Source organism: Arachidicoccus sp. BS20, assembly GCF_001659705.1.
GTDB lineage: Bacteria > Bacteroidota > Bacteroidia > Chitinophagales > Chitinophagaceae > Arachidicoccus.
On the sequence record NZ_CP015971.1, the window covers coordinates 3,101,069 to 3,123,481 of the forward strand.

20 protein-coding genes are annotated in these 22,413 nt (G+C 40.4%); 10 read left to right on the plus strand and 10 right to left on the minus strand.

Going from position 1 to position 22,413, the window contains the following annotated elements:
* Positions 1–6: 6 nt before the first annotated feature.
* The 5 genes from hemB to prfA form a co-directional block, all read right to left on the minus strand.
* Positions 7–990, minus strand: coding sequence for a porphobilinogen synthase (gene hemB / locus A9P82_RS13445; protein WP_066208647.1), 984 nt, complete (start codon positions 988–990; stop codon positions 7–9).
* 91 nt (positions 991–1,081) lie between these two features.
* On the minus strand, positions 1,082–1,492 hold the full coding sequence (locus A9P82_RS13450) for a VOC family protein (protein WP_066208649.1): 411 nt from the start codon (positions 1,490–1,492) through the stop codon (positions 1,082–1,084).
* 137 nt (positions 1,493–1,629) lie between these two features.
* A complete protein-coding gene (gene hemF, locus A9P82_RS13455; protein WP_066208651.1) occupies positions 1,630–2,583 on the minus strand; it encodes an oxygen-dependent coproporphyrinogen oxidase in 954 nt (317 codons plus the stop codon).
* Between the two features lie 119 nt (positions 2,584–2,702).
* Entirely contained in the window at positions 2,703–3,704 is a 1,002-nt protein-coding gene (obgE, locus tag A9P82_RS13460) for a GTPase ObgE (RefSeq protein WP_066208652.1), read from the minus strand.
* A gap of 78 nt (positions 3,705–3,782) precedes the next feature.
* Positions 3,783–4,844 (minus strand): peptide chain release factor 1, encoded by a 1,062-nt coding sequence (prfA, locus tag A9P82_RS13465; RefSeq protein ID WP_066208653.1) that lies wholly within the window; start codon positions 4,842–4,844, stop codon positions 3,783–3,785.
* A gap of 120 nt (positions 4,845–4,964) precedes the next feature.
* On the opposite strand from prfA, the gene A9P82_RS13470 reads away from it, so the two are divergent.
* From A9P82_RS13470 to A9P82_RS13480, 3 genes are all read left to right on the plus strand, one after another.
* Positions 4,965–5,579 (plus strand): porin family protein, encoded by a 615-nt coding sequence (locus tag A9P82_RS13470; RefSeq protein WP_066208654.1) that lies wholly within the window; start codon positions 4,965–4,967, stop codon positions 5,577–5,579.
* Positions 5,580–5,700: 121 nt separating this feature from the next.
* Positions 5,701–6,894, plus strand: a complete 1,194-nt coding sequence (locus A9P82_RS13475; RefSeq protein WP_066208656.1) for a phosphoglycerate kinase — start codon at positions 5,701–5,703, stop codon at positions 6,892–6,894.
* Between the two features lie 92 nt (positions 6,895–6,986).
* A complete protein-coding gene (locus A9P82_RS13480) occupies positions 6,987–7,757 on the plus strand; it encodes a DUF3050 domain-containing protein (protein WP_066208657.1) in 771 nt (256 codons plus the stop codon).
* 187 nt (positions 7,758–7,944) lie between these two features.
* Here A9P82_RS13480 and A9P82_RS13485 read toward each other — a convergent pair whose 3' ends face one another.
* Positions 7,945–8,325, minus strand: coding sequence for a GtrA family protein (locus A9P82_RS13485; protein WP_066208659.1), 381 nt, complete (start codon positions 8,323–8,325; stop codon positions 7,945–7,947).
* A gap of 76 nt (positions 8,326–8,401) precedes the next feature.
* Here A9P82_RS13485 and A9P82_RS13490 point away from each other — a divergent pair, with 76 nt between their 5' ends.
* On the plus strand, positions 8,402–10,027 hold the full coding sequence (locus A9P82_RS13490; protein WP_066208661.1) for an ArnT family glycosyltransferase: 1,626 nt from the start codon (positions 8,402–8,404) through the stop codon (positions 10,025–10,027).
* A gap of 35 nt (positions 10,028–10,062) precedes the next feature.
* On the opposite strand, the gene A9P82_RS13495 is transcribed toward A9P82_RS13490, so the two are convergent.
* The 4 genes from A9P82_RS13495 to purN form a co-directional block, all read right to left on the minus strand.
* Positions 10,063–11,475, minus strand: coding sequence for an MBL fold metallo-hydrolase (locus tag A9P82_RS13495; RefSeq protein WP_066208663.1), 1,413 nt, complete (start codon positions 11,473–11,475; stop codon positions 10,063–10,065).
* Positions 11,476–11,534: 59 nt separating this feature from the next.
* The gene (locus A9P82_RS13500) at positions 11,535–11,873 is read right to left on the minus strand and encodes an ArsR/SmtB family transcription factor (protein ID WP_066208665.1); all 339 of its coding nucleotides are present in this window, start codon (positions 11,871–11,873) and stop codon (positions 11,535–11,537) included.
* Positions 11,874–11,986: 113 nt separating this feature from the next.
* Complete coding sequence (gene tsaB / locus A9P82_RS13505; RefSeq protein WP_066208666.1) at positions 11,987–12,682, minus strand: tRNA (adenosine(37)-N6)-threonylcarbamoyltransferase complex dimerization subunit type 1 TsaB; 696 nt, start codon at positions 12,680–12,682, stop codon at positions 11,987–11,989.
* A gap of 332 nt (positions 12,683–13,014) precedes the next feature.
* Positions 13,015–13,599 (minus strand): phosphoribosylglycinamide formyltransferase, encoded by a 585-nt coding sequence (gene purN / locus A9P82_RS13510; protein ID WP_066208668.1) that lies wholly within the window; start codon positions 13,597–13,599, stop codon positions 13,015–13,017.
* 231 nt (positions 13,600–13,830) lie between these two features.
* Here purN and A9P82_RS13515 point away from each other — a divergent pair, with 231 nt between their 5' ends.
* Genes A9P82_RS13515 through A9P82_RS13540 form a run of 6 tightly spaced genes read left to right on the plus strand, consistent with a single transcriptional unit; the run spans position 13,831 to position 22,397 of the window.
* Positions 13,831–15,087 carry a c-type cytochrome gene (locus A9P82_RS13515; protein ID WP_066208670.1) on the plus strand — a complete coding sequence of 419 codons (1,257 nt, stop codon included), beginning with the start codon at positions 13,831–13,833 and terminating at the stop codon, positions 15,085–15,087.
* A 54-nt stretch (positions 15,088–15,141) separates the two neighbouring features.
* Positions 15,142–18,267, plus strand: a complete 3,126-nt coding sequence (locus A9P82_RS13520; RefSeq protein WP_066208672.1) for a TAT-variant-translocated molybdopterin oxidoreductase — start codon at positions 15,142–15,144, stop codon at positions 18,265–18,267.
* A 40-nt stretch (positions 18,268–18,307) separates the two neighbouring features.
* Positions 18,308–19,756, plus strand: a complete 1,449-nt coding sequence (gene nrfD, locus A9P82_RS13525) for an NrfD/PsrC family molybdoenzyme membrane anchor subunit (protein WP_066208673.1) — start codon at positions 18,308–18,310, stop codon at positions 19,754–19,756.
* A gap of 56 nt (positions 19,757–19,812) precedes the next feature.
* Complete coding sequence (locus A9P82_RS13530; RefSeq protein WP_066208674.1) at positions 19,813–20,403, plus strand: DUF3341 domain-containing protein; 591 nt, start codon at positions 19,813–19,815, stop codon at positions 20,401–20,403.
* 34 nt (positions 20,404–20,437) lie between these two features.
* Entirely contained in the window at positions 20,438–21,115 is a 678-nt protein-coding gene (locus A9P82_RS13535; protein ID WP_066208676.1) for a c-type cytochrome, read from the plus strand.
* Between the two features lie 55 nt (positions 21,116–21,170).
* Positions 21,171–22,397, plus strand: coding sequence for a quinol:cytochrome C oxidoreductase (locus A9P82_RS13540; protein ID WP_066208678.1), 1,227 nt, complete (start codon positions 21,171–21,173; stop codon positions 22,395–22,397).
* Positions 22,398–22,413 lie beyond the last annotated feature (16 nt).

The window sequence follows — 22,413 nt, forward strand, 5'->3', positions numbered from 1 at the left end:
GTCAAATTATTTATTCAACAGCTTCGCCGCCTCTTTTGCAAAATAAGTAGAAATTAAATCTGCGCCCGCGCGTTTAATGGAAGTAAGGCTTTCTATCATTGCCTTTTCTCCGTCAATCCAGCCGTTTGCAGCGGCGGCTTTTATCATGGCGTATTCGCCGCTTACCTGATACGCGCTTACGGGAATAGTAACAGCATTTTTTACTTCACGGATAATGTCGAGATAAGCCATTGCGGGTTTTACCATAAGCATATCTGCACCTTCTTTTTCATCTTTCAAGGCTTCGTTAATGGCTTCGCGGCGGTTGGCGTAATTCATCTGGTATGTTTTCTTATCGCCGAAGCCCGGCGCACTGTCGAGCGCATCGCGGAAAGGACCATAAAAGCAACTTGCATATTTCGCGGCATAACTCATAATGCCGACATTAGTATAACCGTTTTCTTCCAAAGCCTTGCGGAAGGCACCTACACGTCCGTCCATCATATCGCTGGGCGCGAGAAAGTCAACGCCCGCTTCGGCGTGCGAAAGGCTCATCAATGTTAAGGCTTCTACGGTTTCATCGTTGAGAATGTAACCTGACTTAATATCAACAATCCCGTCGTGTCCGTATTCGGAATAAGGGTCGAGGGCAACGTCTGTCATCACAATCATTTCGGGAACGGCGTCTTTAATGGCTTTGATGGTTTGCTGCATCAGGCCGTTAGGATTCCACGCTTCTTTGCCGGTATTGTCTTTCAGCTTATCATCCACTTTTACATAAGTGTTCACGGCTTTGATACCAAGCTTCCAGAGCTCTTTTGTCTCTTTCACGGTTTCGTCCAGTGAGCGGCGAAAATTGCCAGGCATGGATGGAATTTCTTCTACGATGTTTTTCCCTTCCGTAATAAAAATCGGAAGCATAAAATCGTTGGGTGTGAGTACCGTTTCTGTAACTAAATCCCTGATGGATTGATTTCTTCTTAGAATTCTATTTCGATGTTGTAAGAACATAATTTGTTGTGTTTATTAGTCTGATAATGAGACTACATTAAAGTCTATCAATAATCCAAATCTATTTAATCCCGATTTTCAAATAAATCGTTTATTGTTCGGAGTGTTTTAACCCGTCAGTATTCAAGTCTTCTTGTAACTTGGCTTTGCCCCACAATTCTTCTATACTAAGGTCTGTTTCTATAAGTTCTACAGGCAAGCCGCCGTCATTTATAATTGCTACTTTATATCCTTCTATCGGTTCGTAAGGTCCTAATAAAATTTCCCGTCCTTTGATTGCTTCTTCCAAATTATCCACTTGCAACGCAATATGCGGATTGTTTTTTATAATTGGGTGTAAAGGACTGTCTTTTTCAAATCTGTGAAATTGCACCCTAAAATCACCGTTATTGTCAGATGTGTACATTTTGAAATTGTCGCTATACCTTTCATGCGGTCTGATAATATCAGTTGGAATACCTAAGTGATGATAACGGTATTCTATTTCTAATCGATTACTCATTTTGTGTATCATTTGTAATAGTCTATCGTTAAAATTAATTCTTGGCAGCCTGCAATCTTAATTAAGAAAAATTATTTCTAAGTTGCTTACATAGCCAAGCTGTAAACGGCTTTTGTCTTTTGCTTTACAGCCTATTTTTATGCCCAATCAACAGGGTTTTTACATGCCTCCAACAATTTATTTTCTTCTGAATTTGGCGCAGGCTGATAATTATAATCAAATCTAACCGTTGGTGGCAGGCTCATTAAAATGCTTTCTGTTCTGCCATTGGTTTTAAGTCCGAAAATGGTTCCTCTGTCGTGAATGAGGTTGAACTCTACATAACGCCCGCGGCGGATTTCCTGCCAGTATTTATGCTGCGTGTTCCATTCCGTATTTTTTCTTTTTTCAACAATAGGAATATACGCATCGATAAAACAATTTCCATTCGCTTGTTGGAACGCAAACAATCTTTCCAAATCCATATCGGGCGTGGGTTTCAGATAATCATAAAACACGCCGCCAATACCGCGCATCTCAAATCCGCGGTGCGAATTATTAAAATATTCGTCGCATTGCTTTTTATATTTCGGATATAAATCTTTGCCAAAAGGTTCTATTGCATTCTTCAACGTTTGATGAAAGTGCTTTGCATCTTCTTCAAACAAATAATAAGGCGTTAAGTCCGCACCGCCGCCAAACCAGCGGTCGGCGACATTATCGTCCTCATCATACAATTCAAAATAGCGCCAGTTGGCATGCGTTGTAGGTACAAAAGGGTTGAGCGGATGAATGACCAAACTCAACCCGCAGGCAAACCATTTCGCGCCGTCAATACCCAATTGCTTGCGCATCGGTTCGGTAACTTTTCCATAAACAACCGATGTATTTACGCCGCCTTTTTCAAATACATTTCCATTGGCAATTACGCGTGTTTTTCCACCCCCGCCTTTGCCGTCGGGGTTGCGCTGCCATTCATCTTCAACAAATTTCGCTTTGCCGTCAACAGCTTCTAATGCAGTACAGATGTGGTTTTGCAAAGAATGAACAAATTCAATCCATTCTCCGCGAAATTCTTTTGTTGCTGTTTTGTATAATGTTTCCGTTTGCATAACAATTGATTTTTTGCAAAGCTATTCCGACATGATTTTTGGAATGATGATTTTCATCAGTTTTTTAATTTCTTACAGAAAGATGACAATGCTTGGCTCCGGAAGGCTGATTATTTCTTTTAATCCACTTTTCTGCTCAGTATTGCCCACAGTTTATCTTTCAGCTCCGTCAAGCCTTGTTGTGTAACTGATGAGATAAAAAGATGAGGAACGTTTGTAGGTAATTCATTTGCAATTTCCTGTTTCAGTTCATCGTCCAGCATATCCGATTTTGAAATCGCAATCAACATATCTTTTTGTAACAATTCTGGGTTATATTGTTCTAACTCGTTGTATAAAATTTCAAATTCTTTCCGATGATTTGCACTATCCGCAGGAATCAAAAACAGCAAAGCGGAGTTGCGTTCGATATGTCGTAAAAAACGATGACCAAGACCTTTGCCTTCCGCAGCGCCTTCGATAATTCCCGGTAAATCTGCCATGCAAAACGAGCGTCCGTCGCGGTATTCGACTATTCCTAAATTGGGAACTAAAGTGGTAAAAGCATAATCTGCAATCTTGGGTTTTGCTGCAGAAATTGTGGAGAGTAAAGTCGATTTTCCTGCGTTGGGAAATCCTACCAAACCCACGTCTGCCAATACTTTCAGCTCAAGAAACTTGTAACCTTCAACCCCTTCTTCGCCGGGCTGCGAATGTTCGGGAACTTGGTTGGTGGGCGTTGCAAAGTGTTGGTTTCCCCAGCCGCCGCGACCGCCTTTCAGCCAGACGATTTCTTGTCCGTCTTCCAAAATTTCGGCTTCAATTTCATCGGTTTCTTCATCACGCGCAATTGTTCCGAGCGGCACTTCGATAATGATGTCTTTTCCATTGCGACCGGTACAATTATTCTTCATGCCGTTTTCGCCGTCTTCGGCAACTACGTTTTTGAAATAACGAAGATGCAGCAATGTCCAAAGCTGTTTATTGCCGCGCAGGATAATATGCCCACCGCGCCCGCCGTCGCCGCCGTCCGGTCCCGCTTTCGGATTGAATTTCGTGCGCATGAAATGTGTAGCGCCACGCCCGCCTTTGCCGCTGTGGCAAAAGATGCGAATGTAGTCTATGAAGTTTTTGTCGGACAAGATTTTTTAAATTTTTTGTTCATAGATAATAGTTCATAGTTCACGGTTTGCCCACTATGAACCATGAACTATATGCCATTAACTTTTAGCCATTTTCTCGGCGTTTTCCGCTACCTGTAATGCTTCGATAAATTCGTCCAAATCGCCGTTCATTACTGCATTTAAATTATACGAAGTCAATCCGATTCTATGGTCGGTTACACGTCCTTGCGGATAATTGTACGTGCGTATTTTCGCGCTTCTGTCGCCGGTGCTTACCAATGTTTTACGCTGGCGCGAAATTTCTTCTTCCTGCTTGCGTACTTGTTCTTCGTAAAGTTTCGTACGCAGCATATCCATTGCTTTTAATCGGTTGCCAAGCTGTGTTCTTTCTGTCTGGCACATCACAACCGTTCCTGTGGGAATATGCGTAAGCAACACCTTCGTTTCTACTTTGTTCACGTTTTGCCCACCGGCGCCGCCGCTTCGTGCGGTTTCCATTTTAACTTCACTTTCTTTCAGTTCAAAATCTATTTCTTCGGCTTCGGGCATTACGGCAACAGTTGCCGCGGAAGTATGCACACGACCTTGCGTTTCGGTTTCCGGCACGCGTTGCACACGATGCACACCACTTTCAAATTTTAATGTGCCGTAAACGTCGTCGCCCTGCACCTCAAGCATCACTTCTTTATAACCGCCCACGGTTCCTTCGCTTTCACTCACAATCGCCGTTTTCCAACCGCGCTTTGCACAATACCGAATATACATATCGAGCAAATTCCCTGCGAATAAAGAAGCTTCGTCGCCGCCTGTTCCTGCGCGTATTTCGAGGATGGCGTTTTTATCATCCTGCGGGTCTTTGGGAATGAGTAATTGTGTGAGCAATTTTTCCAATTCTTCTTTCTTCGCTTCCAGCTCGGGTAATTCCATTTTTGCCAATTCGCGTAAGTCTGCATCGTTGCTGTTGATACCTTCTTTGCTGAACTCGTAATCGTCCAGCACGCGCCGGTATTCTTTGTATGGTTGCACAATTTTTTCCAAATCGCGGTACTCTTTACTGAGCTTGGAAAACTCTTTTTGATTACCGATGATTTCAGGATTGGTTAGTGCTATGCCCAACTGGTCAAATCTCGCCTGTATGCTTTCTAACTGGTCTAACATAAATTTTTATAAGCGTGCAAAATTACGGCATTGACACGTATTATAAAAACGAGAAAAATTTAATGAATAATTGGATGTTAACTAATGCTATATTTGCTGAAACTAAAAAATTAATTATTTATGACAAGAAAACTACTCGCTTTTGCAATCATCATTTTTGTTTGCGGTAAAAGTTTTGGACAAATCAAGGGCAAAGTCGAATACGGTGTTGCTATTGGCATTGGGGGAGCAACGGTTTCTGATGGAAATGGCAACACAAACAATTCCGACAGAACGGTTTTTAATGCAGGCATTTCTGCGGATTATTATTTTTCTGACAGATGGAGCCTGAAAGGCAAATTGTTGTACGACCAAAAAGGTTGGAACAATGGTTTTTTAAGTGATGAGAGCGACAATGTGTATCCCGAAGATTTTCACATTGATTATGTGACCGTTCCTGTGATGGCGAACTGGCATTTCGGAAGAACGCGAAACTGGTATCTGAATTTTGGTCCATATATCGGTTTTTTATTATCGGCAAAAACATCGCCCGATAAAACGGATGTGAAACCTTTATTTTATAATGTTGATGGAGGAATCGCGTTCGGAATCGGTGTGAAAATTCCTTTGTCGCAGCAATTGAAATTTTTTATTGAATTGGATGGGCAAGGTGGAATGGCAAACGCTGTAAAAACTACGGACGGCTCTTCTCTGCATAATTCAAGAGGTGGTTTTAATATTGGAATTAATTTTTGATACGAGAAAGTATTTGAAACATAAACCTGTGGGGCAATCAGTTCTTACAGGTTTTTTGTTTATAAAAACTCCTAACTTTACCGCCCTTTCTATTAATCATCTAATTTTTTAAAAGAAAAATATGAGCAAGTTCAACGAGCATTCATTCGCAAATGAAAAAGCATTAATCCGTGTGGATTTCAATGTGCCTTTGGATAAAACAACTTTGGCAATTACCGATGACACGCGCATTCGCGCAGCAATTCCTACTATTAAAAAAATATTATCCGACGGCGGCAGCGTTATCTTGATGAGCCATCTCGGTCGTCCGAAAAATGGACCTGAGGATAAATATTCTTTGAAACACATTGTTGCACACATAAGCGAATTATTGGGTATTCCTGTTCAGTTTGCAAGCGATTGTTTGGGCGAAGATGCGCAAAATAAAGCGCGGGACTTGCAGCCCGGCGAAGTATTATTACTGGAGAATCTGCGTTTTTATCCCGAAGAAGAAAAAGGCGATAAAGCATTTGCAGAAAAACTCAGCAAGTACGGCGATGTGTATGTGAATGATGCTTTTGGTACGGCGCATCGTGCGCACGCATCTACGGCAATTGTTGCGGATTTCTTTCCTGCAGACAAAAAATTCTTTGGTTTATTAATGGAAGCTGAAGTGTCGAGCGCGGAAAAAGTGTTGCATAAATCTGAAAAGCCATTTGTCGCAATCATTGGTGGAGCAAAGGTTTCAGACAAAATATTGATTATCGAAAACTTGTTGGGAAAAGCAACGGACATCATCATCGGCGGCGGCATGGCTTATACTTTTTTCAAAGCGTTGGGCGGAAATATTGGCAATTCGCTTTGCGAAGACGACCGGTTGGAAACTGCAAAAGAACTGTTGAAAAAAGCAGAAGAAAAAGGTGTGTGTATTCATTTGCCGAGTGATTCCATTATCGCAGATAAATTTGCTGTCGATGCGGAAGTTTCTGCTGCGCCGAGCAATAATATTCCTGCCGGCTGGCTTGGCTTGGATATTGCGGAAGATGCGCAGGAAGAATTTGCTAATGTGATTCATAATTCCAAAACCATTTTGTGGAACGGACCGATGGGCGTTTTTGAAATGGAAAAATTTCAAGGTGGTACAAAAGCTATTGCGGAAGCGGTTGCAAAAGCTACGGAAAACGGCGCGTTTTCTTTAGTGGGCGGCGGCGACAGCGTAGCTGCAGTAAACAAATTTAACCTCGCCGATAAAATCAGTTATGTATCCACAGGCGGCGGCGCGTTGCTCGAATATTTTGAAGGAAAAGTATTACCGGGCATTGCGGCGATAAAATAGTTTTTTGCCACAAAGGCTCTAAGGCACAAAGTTTCACGAAAGCTTGGTGCATCTTGGAGTCTTTGTGTCTTAGTGGCAATTAAAGAAAATTAATGAACGAACATATCTTAAGAATCCAAAAGGCTATCGAGCCTTTGCGGGAAGAAATTATCAATCATAAAGTTTATAAAGCGATTCAAACTATTGAGGATTTACGCGGCTTTATGCAGTATCATGTTTTTGCGGTTTGGGATTTTATGTCGCTGCTGAAAGCGTTGCAGAATAATCTCACTTGCACATCCGTTCCCTGGTTTCCGACGGGCGATGCGGAAACGCGGTTTTTAATCAACGAAATTGTAGTAGGCGAGGAGTCGGATGTAGATGAATGGGGTAAAAGAAAAAGCCATTATGAATTATATCTCGAAGCGATGCAGCAAAGCGGTGCAACTGTTTTGCAAATAGAACAGTTTACAAATATCTTACAATCAACAAAAGATTTTGATAAAGCATTTGCAAATGTTCCTTCGGAAGCAAGGCAATTTGTACAATCAACGTTTGAGGTAATCAACAGTGGAAAGACTTATTTACAAGCTGCGGTATTTACGTTTGGGCGCGAAGATTTAATTCCGAATATGTTTCATTCCATCGTGAATGATATTTATCAAAATTTGCCCGGCAGTATTTCTGTTTTCAAATATTATCTTGAGCGTCATATCGAAGTGGACGGCGACCATCATAGCCATTTGGCTTTGCAAATGACAGCTAATCTTTGCGGCGATAACGAGCAATATTGGAAAGAAGCGGAAGCCGCCGTAGTTGAAGCATTGCAACAAAGAATTAATCTTTGGAACGGCGCGTACGAGTTTATAACTGCAAAGCATTAAGCAATATAAACCAGATAGTAACATAGTTTTGATATTGGCGACCAAAACAAGATTTTAAAGACATAGTAGATTTTCATCTTCGATGAAAATGCTATGATTTTCTGCGTATCCAAATACTAAACAAACTCTAATTCTTATTTCTAAAGAATCATTCTATGTGTCTATGTGGTTTATATTTTGTATAGTTTCAGGTGCGGAAAGTAATCAAATCGTTCGCCGTGAAATTCCACAATATCACAATTGCAACAGCAATCAATTTTGCTATATAAAAATTCATTTTTCCTTTTCGCGTCAGCAAAAAAATAATGCCGTTGTTAATGCCTAAACCGATGAGCGAAACAATGAAAAACGAGAGATATTCCTTCTCGATATTTTGTTGCCGGCTTTGAAAAGTCCAAATTCTGTTGAGCAAATAATTACTTGACGCGGCACACACAAATCCAAAGCTGTTGGCGATATATTTGTTGATTTTCAGTTTTTCTTTCAGCAGCCAGGTAACGGAAAAATCAACAATCATTCCCGAAAAACCGACAATGCCAAAGCGGATGAATTTGAAAAATATGTTCATAAGAGTTCTGTAATTCATACAAAGATATTATTCCGATATTATGCGCAGGTTATCTTTGCTTTAAAGACTTTTCGCAATGCAAAATTTCCTCTCAAAAAATTTCAAAACATTATTGGCAATTGCCATCGTGCTCAACGCAACTGCGTTGTTTACAGGTGTTTTCACAGGCGACAGCGCGTTGTATGCCGATGTCGCAAAATCAATGGCGCAGAAAAATGACTGGTTGAATTTATTTGCTTACGGACACGATTGGCTGGACAAACCGCATTTCCCTTTTTGGATGACTGCATTGAGTTTTAAGGTTTTCGGCATCAATGCTTTTGCGTATAAATTGCCTGCGTTTATTTTTTGGTTAATTGGTTTGTACTATTCTTTTCGTTTAGCAACGAATATTTACGGAAAAGCCATTGCACAAGCAACTGTTTTGATTGATGCGATTGCCTTGCACGGCGTAATCGCCAACTTCGACGTGCGTGCCGAAGCGTATTTAGCCGCATTGATTATTGCCGCGATTTATTTTATTTACAGATTACTGGACAGCAACAGTTGGGAATATTATCTCGGTGCGGCACTGTTTGCCGGTTGCGCCGTGATGACGAAAGGATTATTTGTATTGATTACAATTCTTGCAGGTTTTATATTGTATTGGATAATTGAGAAAGATTGGAAACAATTTATTCGCCCGAAATGGTATTTATTATTGTTATTGGTTTTGATTGCAATCACGCCGGAAATGTATGCGCTGTACACACAATTTGACTTGCATTCCGAGAAAATTGTTTTTGGAAGAACGCACGTTTCGGGCATTAAATTTTTCTTCTGGGACAGCCAGTTCGGACGGTTTTTCAACACAGGTCCTATTAAAGGTAAAGGCGATATTTCTTTTTTTCTGCACACAACGCTTTGGGCTTTTTTGCCCTGGTCGATTGTATTGGTTTTTTCTTTATTTAAGAAAAGTAGTTCGGGTAATAAACGTTGGATAATCATTGGTAGCGCGCTGGTAACTTTTATTGTTTTCTCTTTATCAAAATTCCAGTTGCCGCATTACATTATCATTTTGTTTCCGCAGTTTTCGATGATTTGCGCGGTGTATTTGTTGGAGTTGAAAAAAGAAAAAACAATCAAGATTTTATCCATTGTTCAGCAAGTTATTTTCTATATTGCGGTTGTGTTGATTGCTTTACTTGCATACTTGATTGATATAAAAACCTGGTTGAATATTTTGCTTGTAACGGTATTTTTAGTTATTGTGTTTTTTGTTTTGCGAAAGAAAAACAAAAACTGTAATATTTTTTATTACAGTTATGCTTTTGCCGGTATTTTGTATTTGTTTATGAACTTGCTTTTCTATCCTTTTTTACTTACTTATCAATCCGGCGAAAAGGCTGCGAAAGATGTGGACAGTATGCAAAATACAACAATTGGTATGGTGCATTATTATTCCAACGATTTTCGTTTTAGTTCGAAGAAACCTGTGGCGTATCTGGAAACATTTGATAGCGCAGAAACATTTTTACACCGACCTTCAACGGTTGCATTTATAAGACAACCGGAATTAGATTCTTTGAAAATGCGAAACGATAATGTGAAGATTTTAAAGACTTATAACGATTTTCATGTAACGCAACTGACATTGAAATTTTTGAATGCAAAGACAAGAGCACAGGTGTTGAAGAAAACATATTTGATTTCGTTACAATAAAAAAAGCCCACGATTTAAATCGTGGGCTATGGAAATCAATTCAACGCTTCAACAGATTTTTCCGTTTCAATATTTTCCTGTTGTTTAATCGCTTCCCAGCCGCCTGTAACATTTCGCAGATTATGAATGTCTTGCTTTTTTAGTAGAGATGCAGCGATTGTACTGCGATAGCCGCTTTGGCAATGCACGTAAATATTATCGTTATCCTCAAAGGCTGCGATGCTCACAGGGTCGGTAAGATTAGTTACAGGAATATTCACGGCATCTTTCACATGTCCGTCCGCAAATTCGGTTTCTTTGCGCACATCCAGCACCACAATATTTTCGTCAAAAGGAATGTCCATTGCAAGCTCGTCGGCATCTACATTGATAATCATGTCAATCGGTTTGTCGGCATTTTTCCATGCCTCAAAGCCGCCGTTGAGAAAACCTTGCATTTTGTCGAAACCCACGCGCGCCAGGCGAATCATCGCTTCGCGTTCCATGCCTTGTTCGGCAACAATCAATAATTTTTTATCGAACGGAATAATGCTTCCCGCCCATTCGGCAAATCGCCCGTCAAGCCCTATGAATACCGAATTTGGAACAAATCCTTCGGTAAAAATTTCTTTGTTACGCGTGTCGATAATCCACGTATTTTCTTCTTTAGATTTTTTATCAAAATCTTCAACGGACAATGCTGTTAATGCTTTATCCAAAACATTATCCAAAGAAGAATATCCGTTTTTATTAATAGATGCGTTTACAGGAAAATATTGCGGCGGTTCGCTCAATCCTTCGGTTACGGCTTTTACAAAATCGTCTTTTGAAGTTTGTTGCAAAGCGTAGTTGGTTTGTTTTTGTTCGCCAATTGTACTCACGGTTTCTGAGCCAAGGTTTTTTCCGCAACTGCTGCCTGCGCCGTGTGCGGGATATACCAGCACATCATCTGCCAAAGGCATAATTTTGCTTTGCAGGCTTTCATACATCATGCCGGCAAGGTCTTGTGTGGTAAGGCTTTCGCCTTTTTGTGCCAAATCGGGACGACCGACATCTCCGATGAATAAAGTGTCGCCTGTGAAAATTGCGTAGTCTTTTCCGCTTTCATCTTTCAGCAGAAAACAGGAACTTTCCAGTGTGTGTCCGGGTGTGTGCAACACCTGGATGCTGCAATTTCCCAAAGGAAACATTTCGTTATCCTTTGCAATTTTCACGTCAAAATTCGCTTCGGTTTTTGGACCGTAAATAATGGGCGCGCCTGTGATGCCGCTCAAATCCAGATGCCCGCTGATGAAGTCGGCGTGGAAATGCGTTTCAAAAACGTACTTGATTTTCGCGTTTCTGCTTTCTGCCAGTTCGAGATACGGCTCAATATCGCGCATCGGGTCAATGATTGCCGCTTCGCCGTTGCTTTCGATGTAATAAGCCGCTTCGCTGAGGCAACCTGTATATAATTGTTCAATGTACATTTTGCAAAAAATTTAATCCTGCAAAGATACGAACCAAACAGGGAAAAGAAGATAATAAACTATTTCAACAAATCGTCCACAAAACCTACAAGTTCTTTTACGCGGGCGTAATTGATGGTGTAATAAATGAACTTGCCGTCGCGTTGTGTGAGCACCAAATTGGCGCGTCTGAGAATTGCCAGATGCTGGGAAACTACAGATTGTTCCAAACGTAGTTTCACGTAAATTTCGGTAACGGTAATTTTCTGGTGTTCCTGAATCAGTTTGACGATTTGTAAGCGTAATTTATGATTGATAGCACGAAGTATTAGCGCGGCTTTTTTCATGCGTAAAAAGTCAATAGTAATTTCTTCGGAACTTGCTGGGAATTTGATAATGATAGATTGTGTTGTGCTCATGACTAAGATAATTTTTTCAAAACAGATATATTGTAAAAAACAAATATAAAATTAGGCATTTAATTGCTTTTCGGTAGTAGCTTATGATGAAAAATGACAATATTTTAACATGCTTAGCTGGTTTTGCCGGGCTTCGCTGTCGTATAGAAACTTTTTGCATAAACCGGTTCACTGTAAGCAAGGTCGGCAAACAGTTTTTTTTCAAAGCTTTGCTGCGCCAAAGCGTTAATGGCATTTGCGTCAATAGCGATGTTTTCGGGAAAACTAAAGTTGCCCTGCGGAGCGATTGCTTTCCATTTGTCCATACCGTTTCCAAAGAAAATAATTTCCTTTTCATGGTTAAGGAAAGTCTCTGAAAAATTTTGCTCGGTCAGGATAAATGCGCTTGTTTTCTCTATTTCATTCAGTGAAAAATCATAAAGTGCAGCAAAAACTTCCATTCTGCGTGCATCAATCATGGGCGCGTATAAAGCATCTTGTTTATTTAGTTGCAGCGCTGTCGATTTTGCCATGATTTTTAAAGTGTTCAACAAAATCAATGGCTTGTTCAAGGCAAAGCACAAGCCTTTTGCCGATGCCATTCCCACGCGCAAGCCTGTATAGCTCCCCGGTCCGGCACTTACAGCAACGGCGTCAATGTCTTTTAATGATGTTTGAGTTTTGGCTGAAATGCTTTCTATGGCAGTCTGCACAAATGCTGCATGATTTTTTTGCTCTGAATTTTTTTCTTCTGCGAGAATATGCTGCGTGTCGGCGAGAACAATCGATGCGTTTTCCAAAGCTGTGTCAATCAATAAAATAAGCGCCATTGAATATGAAATTTTTCACAAAATTAGTAAACTAAAAAAGTTGCGCTGGAAAAAGGTTTTAAATTTTACTAACTTATATTTGTTAATTAACAAAAAGTCCTTTAACTTTGTCGGCATAATCAGCAAAAATAACTTACTCCTTTTTGTTTAATGATTAGATAGATGATTTGATTAGCAGCACGACCTCTTATTTTTAAGAGGTCTTTTTTTGTCGGAACAAGGATTTGGGTGGATTTAAAAGATTGTGAGGATTGTTTTGAACCACAAAAACGTGGTGAAACAAAGGAAATACAGAACACGCTTGTCCGTCATGCTGAACTAGTTTCAGCATTTTAATTGAGCGACGAATTGATATAATCTTCGACAACCTGCGGAAAATATTGATGTTCCAATTGATGGATTTTTTGCGCCAGCGCGTCCGGCGTATCGGTTTCTTTTACATCACATTCGGCTTGAAACAAATGCTTGCCGTGGTCATATTGTTCATCAACTAAATGAATGGTAATGCCCGATTTTTTTTCGTGCGCGGCAATGACGGCTTCGTGTACAAAATGTCCGTACATACCCTTTCCTCCATATTTCGGCAACAGCGCGGGATGAATGTTAATGATGCGTTCAGGAAATGCCCGGATAAGATTGGACGGCACTTTCCACAGAAAACCGGCAAGCACAATCAGGTTAATGTCTTCATGTTTCAGCAATTCAACATATTTGTCGGAACGGAAAAAAGATTCTTTTTCAATCGATATTTTTTGAATATTATTCTCATCGGCAATTTTCAATACGCCGGCTTCGGGCTTGTTGCACAAAATCAGCTTGATGGAAACAGAAGGGTTATTTCTGAAATGTTCAATGATTTTCAACGCATTACTTCCGGCTCCGGAGGCAAAAATGGCGAGGTTACAGGTTTGATTCATGAGCGCAAAGTTGCGATAAAACTTTAAATGTTGGAGAAAATATGCGTTACAACGAGTGTTGTATTTCTATAAAAAAAATTTATATACATATTGATATCATTGCGTTTTAGGCGTAAAGTAATGCTGTGAAATAAAAAATTTTTTCTGTGAATGTTCTTTTGTCAATTTCGTGTCATATTTTTGCCCCCGTCAAGGGACATTTCTCCACATACGAACAACTGAATTGTGAATATGATTCAACTAAATAGAATAACCGCCAAGTTTGGTTTTATTGTAAGTATTGTTTTTTTATTATTTTTTGCAAACAGCGTTCGCGCTCAAGACGGTAAAGCTTTATTTCAGACCAACTGTGCTTCCTGTCACAGAATAGATAAAGATGCCACAGGTCCTGCATTGGAACACGTAGAAGACCGCTGGCCCAGCAGGGATAAAATTATTGCGTGGGTTCACAATAGTGCTGCTGTGTTGGCTTCCGGCGACAAATATGCGAATGACCTCTTTAACAGGTTTGGAAAAACCCAAATGACGAAATTTCAGGGTATTTTGTCCGATAAAGATGTAGATGCGATTCTTGATTATATCAAAACCGAGCAGGATAAACAACCTGCAACTGCAACAGCTGCCGGCGCAACTACAACTCAGGCTTCCGGGAGTGATAATACTTTGCTGTATGCAGTACTTACCGGTATTTTGCTAATAGCAGTATTTATTTTGTGGCAGGTAAATACCAACCTTAAAAAAGTTGCTGCTAAAAAAGAAGGTCAGCCTGCAATTGCTGCAATTCCTTGGTACAGAAATAAAAAGGTAATCACAATTATTGCAATCGCAATATTTATATACATTGGTTTCTGGCTGTCGAGCAATGCGATTGGTATTGGAAGACAACAGAATTACGAGCCACGCCAACCGATTTTCTACTCACACAAAGTTCATGCGGGAATAAATCAAATCAGTTGTTTATATTGTCATACCAATGCGCAATACAGCCGTCATGCAACTGTGCCACCGATTAATGTGTGTATGAACTGCCACTTGGCAATCAATTCATACAGTGGTCCACAACTGAAAGATGCCGAAGGAAATGATATTGACGGAACGGCGGAAATTCAAAAGTTGTACAAGTATGCAGGTTTCACACCGGGTCCCGGCGCAACGTTTGATGCTTCAAAAGCAAAACCAATTCCTTGGATTCGTATTCATGAGTTACCCGACCATGTTTACTTCAACCACTCGCAGCACGTGATGGTAGGTAAAGTTCAGTGTCAGACTTGCCATGGCGAGATTAATAAAATGGATGAAGTAAAACAGTTTGCACCATTAAGTATGAACTGGTGTATCAACTGCCACCGCACAACGGCGGTACAATTTAAGGACAACGGATTTTACAGCATTTATACAAAATATCATGAAGGCTTGAAAAACGGAACAATTGATTCTGTAACCGTGCAAATGATTGGGGGTACTGACTGTCAGAAATGTCACTATTAATTGTTGAACGTTTTTCGAGAGAATATTAATTTCAAATTTTTCAAATTCCGATAAATGGCGAATATTAAACATTGGCAAAGTTTTGGGGAGCGTCAGCAAACAAAAGGTTTTCAGGACGCAAACAAAGACGAATTTCGGGAAGAACTTCTGCCTTTTGAAGAAGTGAAAGGCGGTTTTTTGAATGCGCCTACTGCGAGAAGAGATTTCTTAAAATATCTTGGATTCAGCACGGCTGCGGCTGCGCTTGCTGCAAGTTGCGAAACGCCGGTAAGAAGAGTCATTCCATTTGCTAATAAGCCGGAAGACATTATTCCGGGCGTAGCGGATTATTATGCTACAACCTTTGTTCAGGATGGTGAAGTATTGAGCGTATTGGCTAAAGTGCGCGACGGTCGTCCCATCAAAATTGAAGGAAATGAATTAAGTCCGGTTACAAAAGGTGGAACATCGGCAAGAGCGCAGGCTTCTGTGGTAGATTTATACAACACGGCACGTCTTCGTTTCCCGACTATCAACGGAAAAGAAGTAACTTTTGAAGCGATTGATAAAGCGATTGCAAGCGAATTAACTGCACCTGCCGTAATTTTAACTTCATCCATCACATCGCCTACAACGCTTGAAATCATTAATAATTTTATTGCAAAATATCCCGGAAGCCGCCATGTAACTTACGATGCGGTTTCTTATCAGGGAATTTTGGAAGCAAATAATACAACTTACGGAAAACGCGCAATTCCTTCTTATCATTTTGAAAATGCAAAAGTGATAGTTGGCATTGGTGCAGATTTCCTGGGAACCTGGGTTTCTCCGGTGGAATTTTCAAAACAATATTCCGTGAATAGGAAGATTGACGAGAAAAATCCTATGATGAGCAAACATTATCAGTTTGAAAGTATTTTAACACCTACAGGCGCTGCTGCTGATGAACGTATTTTGCATGCTCCGTCTGAAACAGGGAAAGTGGTTGCCGCTTTATTGAGTGCTGTTAACGGACAATCTGTAAGTGGAATTACTGATAAAAAATTAGCTGACGGAATTGCCAAAGTTGCCAAAGATTTACTTGCCAATAAAGGACAAGCATTAGTTGTTGCTGGAAGCAATGACGTGAATGTACAGATTTTGGTAAATGCTATCAATGAAGCGATTGGTGCAAACGGTAAAACTATTGACTGGTCTGTGGTTCATAATACTCGTCAGGGAAATGATGCGGACTTTATTCAATTGGTAAACGATATGAATGCAGGCACAGTAAAATCTTTGTTGATTTTCGGTGCAAATCCTGCATACAGTTGGTACGACAGTGCGAAATTTGTTTCGGGCTTGAAAAAAGTACCGACAACAATTTCCTTTAACGAAAAGAATGACGAAAGTACACAATTGGTAAAATACGTTTTGCCAAGCCACAACTATCTCGAAAGTTGGGGCGATGCAGAACCGAAAACAGGATATTTCTCTTTGCAACAACCTACCATCAATCCATTGTTCAAAACACGTCAATGGCAAGACAGTTTGTTGAAATGGTCGGGAAATACAACATCTTACGAAGATTATTTAATCAATTACTGGACTACAAAAATCGGTGGCGGCGCAACAGGTTGGGAAAAGGCTTTACAGGCTGGAGTTATCAATCCTGCGACAGAACCTGCGATTGCAGGAGCGCCGTTCAATGCAGGTGCAGTAACTGCTGCAATTTCAGCAGCAACATCTGCAAAAGCATCAGGTAATTTGGAATTGGTTCTTTATCAAAAAATAGCCATCGGTGAAGGACAAGGTGCAAGCAATCCTTTCTTGCAGGAAATGCCCGACCCGATTTCAAAAGCCACATGGGATAATTATATTATGATTTCTCCGGCTTTGGCTAAAACCTTACTGGGAATTGATTTGACAAACGAAGGTCAGACGGACGATTACGAAGTAAACGTAATGAAGCCCGTTGCAAAATTGACTGCACCAAACGGTCAAACTATTGAATTGCCGGTTTTGATTATTCCGGGAACTCATCCGAATACAGTCGGTATTGCACTCGGTTACGGACGTACAGGAAAAATTGGTAAAGCTGCTGCCGGATACGGAAAGAACGCTTTTCCTTTGGCTACTTTAAAAGGAAATGCAGTTCAGTTTGAACAGTACGGCGTTAAATTAGAAAAGACAAACGATACGTATAAAATTGCGCAAACACAGCTCCACGGAACTTACAGTTCGGTAATTGGCGGTACGCGCGAAGAGGTAATAAAAACATTAACGCTTCCATCTTTCGTGAAAAATCCAAAACAGATTTTGGAAGGAAGAGAAGAAGAATTGAAACCTTTTGGAGGCATTGACGGATTTGTAAAGCAAGGAACAATTTATCCTTACTATGACAAACCGGGTATTCATTGGGGAATGAGCATTGATATGAATGCTTGTAACGGCTGCGGCGCGTGCGTTGTAGCTTGTAATATCGAAAACAATATTCCGATTGTAGGTAAAGATGAAGTGGCTCGTTTCCATGATATGCACTGGTTGCGCATCGACCGTTATTATTCCGGTGATGTGGAAAATCCGAATGTTACGTTTATGCCGATGCTGTGTCAACATTGTGACAATGCGCCTTGCGAAAACGTATGTCCGGTAAATGCTACCAACCATAGTCAGGAAGGGTTGAACCAAATGGCTTATAACCGTTGTATCGGTACAAGATATTGTGCGAACAACTGTCCATATAAAGTACGTCGTTTCAACTGGGCAGATTATCTTGGAGCAGACAGCTTCCCGAACAATCAGGACCAGCAAATAGTTGGTAAATTGGATGCGCCCGTTCATGACATGAACGAGGAACTGAGCCGGATGGTATTGAACCCTGATGTTACGGTTCGCTCAAGAGGTGTGATGGAAAAATGTTCTTTCTGCGTACAAAGATTGCAGGATGGCAAGTTGAAGGCGAAGAAAGAAAGCAGACCTTTGAAATCGGGCGAAAACAACGAGTGGGATGTAAAAACGGCTTGTCAGCAAGCGTGCGCAAGCGATTGTATCACTTTCGGAAATTCCAATGATACAAAAAGTGCGGTATCTGTGGCTCGCCACGAAAATCCGTTACGTTTGTTCCATTCATTAGAGCAATTACATACTTTGCCGAATGTAAACTATCTGGCAAAAGTCAGGAATACCGATATAGAAGTAGAAGAAACTTATACGGCGTAAAAAGAAGAATAAATATCTGTTTAGTTATAAACGAAACCGAATGTCATCATTAAAGTACGAATCGCAATTAAGAGAACCGCTCGTAAAAGGCAGCAAGAGTTATCATCAGATGACGGAAGACATTGTGCAGCCTATTGAAGCAAAGCCGGGCAAGCTGTGGTATGTAGGATTTTTTATTGCAGTTGCATTGTTGTTGTTTGGCGTTGTGAGTGTAACCATGGAAGTTATCTACGGTATCGGACAATGGAACCTGAATAAGACCGTTGGCTGGGGCTGGGACATTACCAACTTCGTTTGGTGGGTAGGTATCGGTCACGCAGGTACGCTGATTTCGGCAATCTTGTTGTTGTTCCGTCAGGGATGGAGAACAGGTGTAAACCGTGCTGCAGAAGCTATGACGATTTTTGCCGTAATGTGCGCCGGTCAGTTCCCGATTTTCCACATGGGTCGTGTTTGGGATGCGTTCTTTGTATTGCCTTATCCGAATACACGCGGTCCACTTTGGCCTAACTTTGATTCGCCTTTGTTGTGGGACGTATTCGCGATTTCGACTTATTTCACGGTATCCGTTTTGTTTTGGTACACAGGTTTGTTGCCTGATTTTGCAACGGTGCGAGACAGAGCAAAAACAAAATTGAGAAAATTATTATACGGTATCGCTTCTTTCGGGTGGACGGGTTCAACAAAACACTGGCAGCGCCACGAAGCATTATCATTGGTATTGGCAGGTTTGGCTACGCCGTTGGTACTTTCAGTACATACTATCGTGTCATTTGACTTTGCCACGTCTGTAATTCCGGGTTGGCATACTACCATCTTCCCGCCATACTTTGTGGCAGGTGCGGTATTCTCAGGATTTGCAATGGTAAATACTTTGTTGTTGATTGTACGAAAACTGATGAATTTGCAGGATTACATAACGATGGGCCACATTGAGGCAATGAATAAAGTAATTGTGCTTACGGGTTCGATTGTTGGTATAGCTTACTTGTCTGAATTGTTTGTAGCATGGTACGGCGGAAACAGATATGAAGCGTACGAATTTTTCTATAATAGAGCAAATTTGTACAGTTCATTGGGTTGGAGCTATTGGGGTATGATTGGCTGTAATGTATTAAGCCCGCAAATTTTCTGGTTCAGGAAAATGAGGAGAAACATTTTTGTTACTTTCTTCATGAGTATCATTGTAAATATCGGTATGTGGTTCGAGCGTTTTGTAATTATCGTTGCGTCTATTTATCGTGATTATGTTCCGTCTGCATGGTCGGTATATTATCATCCAACGATTTGGGAATTAGGTTTTTATGTTGGTACGTTCGGATTGTTCTTTACCTGTTTCTTCCTGTTCTCTAAATATTTCCCTGTAATTGCGCTTGCTGAAATTAAAAGCATTGCGAAAACATCGGGCGACAATCATAAATGGGCTGATGAAATTTCAAAAGTGGAAGCAATGGAACCTGAAGCTTTTGCACATGAATTTGCACATTAGTTTTTAAGAAAACAGAAAGTTAGAATAATAGCAAATCGCTAAACTGAAAATAAATTATGGCAAAAAAGAAATTTGTTGTAGCGAGTTTTGATGATGAGGAGAAAGTTTTTCCTGCGGTAAAAGATGTTCGTACCGCCGGCTACAAAATCCATGATGTATATACACCGTTTCCGGTGCATGGTTTAGACCACGCATTGGGCTTGCGCGAAACAAGCTTGCACACTGCCGGTTTTATCTATGGTATTACCGGGACTGCAACAGCTTTGGGCTGTATGACATGGATTTTTACCAGCGATTGGCCTCAGATTTATGATGGTAAACCACACTTTGCATTACCTGCATTTGTTCCTATTACATTTGAATTGACGGTATTGTTTGCGGCGGTGGGAATGGTAATGACTTTCTGCTGGTTGTGTCAATTAGCACCGTTTGTGAAAAAACATATTTTCAATCCGAGACAGACAGACGATTTGTTTATCATGGCAATTGAATGTACGTCTTCGACAAATGTAGATGAATTGGTAAGCTTTATGAAAAGTAAAAATGTAGTGGATGTAGAAATACAGGAAGCGGAAGCAGACTGGTGGTGGGGACGTTTCGATAAAGAGCAGCAAATCATCAATGAGCAAGCAGTTGAGGTTTTATAAAAAATTATTAGAATAGAACATTAGATATTTTCGGATGAAAAGATTATCTGTCATAGCAACAATTTTGGTAGCCGGTTCTTCTGTACTGGTTAGCTGCAGTAATGTAAGACGCGACCCGGGACATGTGTATATGCCCGATATGTTTTACAGCCGTGCGTATGAAACTTATGCGGAAAGAGACTCTGCGCAATTCACAACCGATGCTGCAAAAGCCGGAGAAAAAATATTTTACAACAATCAGCCGGTTGCAGGAACTATTGCCCGCGGAGAAGATTTGCCTTTTCCTTTGGCAAAAGACAAACAAGGCGATACTACGAATTATGTTGCCGCAAAAGCAATAGAAAATCCGGAACCTCCGCTTACTGCTGCTGAAGCAAAAGAAATACATCGCTTATACTTGGTCAATTGTGGCATTTGCCATGGTGCGAAAATGGATGGTAACGGACCTTTATATAAAGATGGCAATGGACCATTTCCTTCGAAGCCTGCAGATCTTTTAGGAAGTCCTACGGTTTCCGTGATGCCAGAAGGACAAATGTTTTATTCTATTGAATACGGAAAGAATATGATGGGAAGTTATGCTTCGCAATTGAGCCGTAAGCAACGTTGGCAATTGGTTCATTATATTAAAGCAATGCAAGACCAGGCAAAAAAAATACCTGTTTCTCCGGCAGACGTGGCAGATTCAACAGTACTTGCAGCGGCACAATAATATAGATAAAGAATAGCAGTTTAAAAATTTTATAGCAGAGATAAACAACATTACAATGGCATCTATAAAAACGCAATTTGAAATTCCGGCAAAAATGAAGACTTGGTCTTATGGGCTGATGGCTGTGGGAATTGTTGCATTCTTAATTGGTTTGTTTACAAAAGGAATGAGTGCAGATGTGTATGACCGTCAGGTATTTTGGGGAACAATTATGTATAATGCAATCTTCTTTTTGCTGATTACCAACGTCGCCATGTTTTTCATTTGCGCATTAACGATTGGAATGGGTGGATGGCAAACAGCTTTGAGAAGAGTGCCGGAAGCAATTTCTGCTACAGTTCCGGTATTTGGGACGATTGCGGGTGTTTTGCTGATTGGTATTGTTATAAGCAATCTGCATATCTACCAATGGACAGATATGGAAAAAGTAAAGGAAGACATGATTTCTTCCCGCATACATGGTTTTTTAAATCCTTGGTTCTTTAGCTTATGGACAATTGCTACAATCGGTTTGTGGATTATGCTTGGTGCAAGAATGCGTAAACTTTCCGCCGAAGCTGATGTTGAAAATATGGGCTTGGAAAAAGGACAAAGCTTTATCTGGCGTAATACCGTAACAGCTTCGATGTTTATTGCATGGTTTGGATTGACGGCAGGTTGCGTTACGCCTTGGTTTTGGCAAATGAGCCTGAATATTCATTGGGGAAGCACCATGTATAGTTGGTACACATTTGCAAGCAGCTTTGTGGGCGGTTTGGCATTGATTACTTTATTCTTTATTTATCTGAAAAATAAAGGTTATCTGGAATTAGCTAACCAAGAGCATTTGCACGATTTAGGTAAGTTCCTGTTTGCGTTCTCAATATTTTGGACATATATTTGGTTTGCACAATATATGTTGATTTGGTATGCAAATATTCCTGAAGAAACTATCTATTTCAAGCATCGTGTTCAGGGCGAATATAAGGGTGTATTTTTCCTTAATTTAGTCATTAACTTTGTATGTCCGATTTTGATACTGATGTCGAGACCCGCAAAAAGAAATTATACATTGGTAACTTTTATGGCAGTATTGTTACTATTTGGTCATTGGTTAGATTTTTATCAAATGATTATGGGCAGTATTTCTCCTATAAAAATTACTTTAGGTTGGCTTGACTTTGGAATATTGGCATTCTTTGTAGGAATATTGATTTTCTGCGTAGGCAGGGCTTTAACAAAACGTCCTTTGGTTCCAAAGTATCATCCGTTCCTGAAAGAAAGTATTATTCATCATACATAGAGTTTCGATTAGAATT